The sequence below is a fragment of the Ligilactobacillus sp. UO.C109 genome (assembly GCF_026847815.1).
GTDB lineage: Bacteria > Bacillota > Bacilli > Lactobacillales > Lactobacillaceae > Ligilactobacillus > Ligilactobacillus salivarius.
This window is the reverse complement of sequence record NZ_JAPSFH010000059.1, coordinates 1-366: the sequence shown is the minus strand read 5'-3', so window position 1 is coordinate 366 and position 366 is coordinate 1. Positions and strand designations below refer to the sequence as shown.

Genomic DNA, 366 nt, shown 5'->3' with positions numbered 1-366 from the left:
TTAAGCGAAAGCCTAAGCACATCAAGTTCCTTGAGCGAATCCTTGAGTACAAGCTCATCCTTAAGCGAAAGCTTAAGCACATCAAGTTCGTTGAGTGAATCCTTGAGTACAAGTTCATCCTTGAGTGAAAGCTTAAGCACATCAAGTTCCTTGAGCGAATCCTTGAGCACAAGCTCCGTTGGATCATCAACCTTGGTCTTGTCTGGAACCGTTGGATCCAGATTTTCAGCACTAGTCTTTTCTTCAACCAGCTTATCACCTGAGATTGTGTCGACTGACTTGTCTGGGTAGGTAATTGTGGTATCTCCATTGTCACCCACATCAATCTTGGTTCCTTCTGGTAAGCCAGAGTTGTTATCACGAATG

Annotated in this window: 1 pseudogene; it reads right to left on the bottom strand. The window is 44.0% G+C overall.

What is annotated here, in order from left to right:
• Window positions 1-366, bottom strand: a pseudogene (locus tag OZJ21_RS09735) (hypothetical protein); the annotation flags it as partial.